The 5,377-nt window shown below is 56.0% G+C and carries 2 tRNA genes and 2 rRNA genes; all 4 read left to right on the top strand.

Features of this window, described 5'->3' with window-relative positions:
• The first annotated feature begins 280 nt into the window (after positions 1-280).
• The 4 genes from WB794_RS13295 to WB794_RS13280 all read left to right on the top strand — a co-directional run bounded on the left by WB794_RS13295 (position 281) and on the right by WB794_RS13280 (position 5,215).
• Positions 281-1,819 (top strand): 16S ribosomal RNA (locus tag WB794_RS13295).
• Between the two features lie 136 nt (positions 1,820-1,955).
• Positions 1,956-2,031, top strand: a tRNA-Ala gene (locus WB794_RS13290).
• A 39-nt stretch (positions 2,032-2,070) separates the two neighbouring features.
• Positions 2,071-2,147, top strand: a tRNA-Ile gene (locus tag WB794_RS13285).
• A gap of 188 nt (positions 2,148-2,335) precedes the next feature.
• Positions 2,336-5,215 (top strand): 23S ribosomal RNA (locus WB794_RS13280).
• The 16S and 23S rRNA genes sit together here with 2 tRNA genes alongside, the layout of an rRNA operon.
• Positions 5,216-5,377 lie beyond the last annotated feature (162 nt).

Here is a 5,377-nt window from a genome sequence, read left to right as displayed (position 1 = left end):
GCAGCGAAACGGACGCGCCGGGGGTCGGAGCGCAGGTGTTGACGGTTCCGGAAACTGGTGTAAGATGAGCGGCTCCCTGAGGCGAAACGCCTCGCCGGGAAGAAGCTGGAGCCGGAAGGCAGGCTTCGCGATCTTTGACAGTGTGCGCAGGTAACTTGTGCGGACGCCTGGCAGTGGATGAGAGTCCATATGCAAGCGTCAAACAAAACCTAAGAGTCAGCAATGAACGCTTAGGGTTGAACGCTCGCTCAAGAGATAGAAGCTTCGGCTTCGAAAACTTCAAGTGAAGAGTTTGATCCTGGCTCAGATTGAACGCTGGCGGCATGCCTAACACATGCAAGTCGAACGGCAGCGCGGGCTTCGGCCTGGCGGCGAGTGGCGGACGGGTGAGGAATACATAGGAATCTGCCCAGTCGTGGGGGATAACCCGGGGAAACCCGGACTAATACCGCATACGACGGTGACGTGAAAGCCGGGGACCTTCGGGCCTGGCGCGATTGGATGAGCCTATGTCGGATTAGCTAGTTGGCGGGGTAAAGGCCCACCAAGGCGACGATCCGTAGCTGGTCTGAGAGGATGATCAGCCACACTGGGACTGAGACACGGCCCAGACTCCTACGGGAGGCAGCAGTGGGGAATATTGGACAATGGGCGCAAGCCTGATCCAGCAATGCCGCGTGGGTGAAGAAGGCCTTCGGGTTGTAAAGCCCTTTTGTACGGGAAGAAATCATCCGGGTTAATACCCTGGGTGGATGACGGTACCGTAAGAATAAGCACCGGCTAACTTCGTGCCAGCAGCCGCGGTAATACGAAGGGTGCAAGCGTTAATCGGAATTACTGGGCGTAAAGCGTGCGTAGGTGGTTGTTCAAGTCTGTCGTGAAAGCCCTGGGCTCAACCTGGGAATGGCGATGGAAACTGGGCGACTGGAGTGCGGTAGAGGATGGCGGAATTCCCGGTGTAGCGGTGAAATGCGTAGAGATCGGGAGGAACATCCGTGGCGAAGGCGGCCATCTGGACCAGCACTGACACTGAGGCACGAAAGCGTGGGGAGCAAACAGGATTAGATACCCTGGTAGTCCACGCCCTAAACGATGCGAACTGGATGTTGGTCTCAACTTGGAGATCAGTGTCGAAGCTAACGCGTTAAGTTCGCCGCCTGGGGAGTACGGTCGCAAGACTGAAACTCAAAGGAATTGACGGGGGCCCGCACAAGCGGTGGAGTATGTGGTTTAATTCGATGCAACGCGAAGAACCTTACCTGGCCTTGACATGTCGCGAATCCTGCAGAGATGCGGGAGTGCCTTCGGGAATGCGAACACAGGTGCTGCATGGCTGTCGTCAGCTCGTGTCGTGAGATGTTGGGTTAAGTCCCGCAACGAGCGCAACCCTTGTCCTTAGTTGCCAGCACGTAATGGTGGGAACTCTAGGGAGACTGCCGGTGACAAACCGGAGGAAGGTGGGGATGACGTCAAGTCATCATGGCCCTTACGGCCAGGGCTACACACGTACTACAATGGTCGGGACAGAGGGCAGCGAGACCGCGAGGTGGAGCCAATCCCAGAAACCCGATCCCAGTCCGGATTGCAGTCTGCAACTCGACTGCATGAAGTCGGAATCGCTAGTAATCGCAGATCAGCATTGCTGCGGTGAATACGTTCCCGGGCCTTGTACACACCGCCCGTCACACCATGGGAGTTGGTTGCTCCAGAAGCAGGTAGTCTAACCGCAAGGGGGACGCTTGCCACGGAGTGGTCAATGACTGGGGTGAAGTCGTAACAAGGTAGCCGTACCGGAAGGTGCGGCTGGATCACCTCCTTTAGAGCAAGACGATCGACATTGTCGGGCGTCCACACAAGTTACCTGCATACTAGAAACGGGCACTCGGCGCCGGACGGCGCGGGTTGCCGGTCTTGTCGAAAGTCCGGGCGAGGGTGTCTGGTCTGGAAGAAGAGACGGGGCCTTAGCTCAGCTGGGAGAGCACCTGCTTTGCAAGCAGGGGGTCGTCGGTTCGATCCCGACAGGCTCCACCAGGCTGTGATCCCCGGGAGTCGGGGGAGCGATGACACATTGGGTCTGTAGCTCAGGTGGTTAGAGCGCACCCCTGATAAGGGTGAGGCCGGTGGTTCGAGTCCTCCCAGACCCACCATACCGATGGCGGTCTAGTATGTAGCGCACACGCAAGAATTGAAGCGGCACGGTGTTGAAGTCGTGCCGGGTTCTTTGAAAACATGGGACGTAACAAGCGTTTGAGACGAATGTCTTGAATGTGTCGTTGAGGCGAGTAAGCGAAGCAATTTGTCGTGCGATCAGTCCTGAGGCAACTTGGGGTTATATGATCAAGCGACTAAGCGCATACGGCGGATGCCTTGGCGGTCAGAGGCGATGAAGGACGTGGCAGCCTGCGAAAAGTGTGGGGGAGCTGGCAACAAGCATTGATCCCGCAATGTCCGAATGGGGAAACCCACCCGCAAGGGTATCGTGCACTGAATACATAGGTGTACGAGGCGAACCCGGGGAACTGAAATATCTAAGTACCCGGAGGAAAAGAAATCAACCGAGATTCCCTGAGTAGTGACGAGCGAACGGGGAACAGCCCAAAAGTCGATTGTGTTTTAGCCGAACGGTCTGGAAAGTCCGGCCACAGCAGGTGATAGCCCTGTAGGCGAAAGGGCACATTCGATGAAATTGAGTAGGGCGGGGCACGAGAAACCCTGTCTGAACATGGGGGGACCATCCTCCAAGGCTAAATACTACTGACCGACCGATAGTGAACCAGTACCGTGAGGGAAAGGCGAAAAGAACCCCGGAGAGGGGAGTGAAATAGACCCTGAAACCGTATGCGTACAAGCAGTGGGAGCCCCTTCGTGGGGTGACCGCGTACCTTTTGTATAATGGGTCAGCGACTTACATTACGTGGCGAGCTTAACCGTATAGGGGAGGCGAAGGGAAACCGAGTCTGAATAGGGCGAATAGTCGCGTGGTGTAGACCCGAAACCGAGTGATCTATCCATGGCCAGGTTGAAGGTGCGGTAACACGCACTGGAGGACCGAACCCACGACCGTTGAAAAGTTCGGGGATGAGTTGTGGATAGGAGTGAAAGGCTAATCAAACTCGGAGATAGCTGGTTCTCCTCGAAAGCTATTTAGGTAGCGCCTCGTGTATCACTGCCGGGGGTAGAGCACTGTTATGGCTAGCGGGTCATCGAGACTTAGTAAACCATGGCAAACTCCGAATACCGGCAAGTGTCAGCACGGGAGACACACGGCGGGTGCTAACGTCCGTCGTGAAAAGGGAAACAACCCAGACCTACAGCTAAGGTCCCAAAATTACTGCTCAGTGGGAAACGATGTGGGAAGGTATAGACAGCCAGGAGGTTGGCTTAGAAGCAGCCATCCTTTAAAGAAAGCGTAATAGCTCACTGGTCGAATCGGCCTGCGCGGAAGATTTAACGGGGCTAAGCAGTATACCGAAGCTTGGGGTTCACACTTAGGTGTGAGCGGTAGAGGAGCGTTCCGTACGCCTGCGAAGGTGAGTCGAGAGGCTTGCTGGAGGTATCGGAAGTGCGAATGCTGACATGAGTAACGATAATGGGGGTGAAAAGCCCCCACGCCGAAAGCCCAAGGTTTCCTAGCGCAACGTTCATCGGCGCAGGGTGAGTCGGCCCCTAAGGCGAGGGCGAAAGCCGTAGTCGATGGGAAGCGGGTTAATATTCCCGCACCTCGCGTGACTGCGATGGAGAGACGGAGAAGGGTAGGTGTACCGGGCGTTGGTAGTCCCGGGGAAAGGCGGTAGGTGGAGAGCTCAGGCAAATCCGGGCCCTCTTAACACCGAGCACCGAGACCAGTCCTTATGGACGAAGTCACTGATCCCATGCTTCCAGGAAAATCTTCTAAGCTTCAGGTCACGCAGACCGTACCGTAAACCGACACAGGTAGGCAGGGTGAGAATCCTCAGGCGCTTGAGAGAACTCGGGTGAAGGAACTAGGCAACATGGCACCGTAACTTCGGGAGAAGGTGCACCCTTTCTGGTGGCTCGTGCGAGCACAAGCTGGGAGGGGTCGCAGTGACCAGGCCGCTGCAACTGTTTATCAAAAACACAGCACTCTGCAAACACGAAAGTGGACGTATAGGGTGTGACGCCTGCCCGGTGCCGGAAGGTTAATTGATGGGGTCAGCCGCAAGGTGAAGCTCTTGATCGAAGCCCCGGTAAACGGCGGCCGTAACTATAACGGTCCTAAGGTAGCGAAATTCCTTGTCGGGTAAGTTCCGACCTGCACGAATGGCGTAATGATGGCGGCGCTGTCTCCACCCGAGACTCAGTGAAATTGAAATCGCTGTGAAGATGCAGCGTTCCCGCGGCAAGACGGAAAGACCCCGTGAACCTTTACTATAGCTTTACACTGAACGTTGAGTTCATCTGTGTAGGATAGGTGGGAGGCTTTGAAGTGCAGACGCCAGTTTGCATGGAGCCAACCTTGAAATACCACCCTGATGTGCTTGACGTTCTAACCTCGACCCGTGATCCGGGCCAGGGACCGTGTATGGTGGGTAGTTTGACTGGGGCGGTCTCCTCCCAAAGAGTAACGGAGGAGCTCGAAGGTACGCTCAGCGCGGTCGGACATCGCGCACTGTGTGCAAAGGCATAAGCGTGCTTGACTGCGAGATCGACGGATCAAGCAGGTACGAAAGTAGGACTTAGTGATCCGGTGGTTCTGTATGGAAGGGCCATCGCTCAACGGATAAAAGGTACTCCGGGGATAACAGGCTGATACCGCCCAAGAGTTCATATCGACGGCGGTGTTTGGCACCTCGATGTCGGCTCATCACATCCTGGGGCTGTAGTCGGTCCCAAGGGTATGGCTGTTCGCCATTTAAAGTGGTACGCGAGCTGGGTTCAGAACGTCGTGAGACAGTTCGGTCCCTATCTGTCGTGGGCGTTGGAGATTTGAGAGGGGCTGCTCCTAGTACGAGAGGACCGGAGTGGACGAACCTCTGGTGTTCCGGTTGTCACGCCAGTGGCATTGCCGGGTAGCTACGTTCGGAAGCGATAACCGCTGAAAGCATCTAAGCGGGAAGCGCGCCTCAAGATGAGATCTCCCGGGAGCTCGACTCCCCTGAAGGAACCAGGAAGACTACCTGGTTGATAGGCTGGGTGTGGAAGCGCAGCAATGCGTTGAGCTAACCAGTACTAATGATCCGTGCGGCTTGATCATATAACCTCAAGTTGCTTCATGCGCATCCTTGCGCGAGAGCCCGCACATCCCTGTGTGGAATTCTCGAACAACTTTCCTCGATGACACATCGAGACATCACCAAACCTTGTTACGTCCCATCCCCATGAGAGCGTGAGCGCGACAGCGGCGGATCCTTCCGCA

It is taken from the genome of Denitratimonas tolerans (assembly GCF_037203605.1).
In the GTDB taxonomy this organism is placed as follows: Bacteria; Pseudomonadota; Gammaproteobacteria; order Xanthomonadales; family Xanthomonadaceae; genus Denitratimonas; species Denitratimonas tolerans.
The sequence above is the reverse complement of the archived record's forward strand: the minus strand, read 5'-3'. Positions and strand labels throughout refer to the sequence as shown.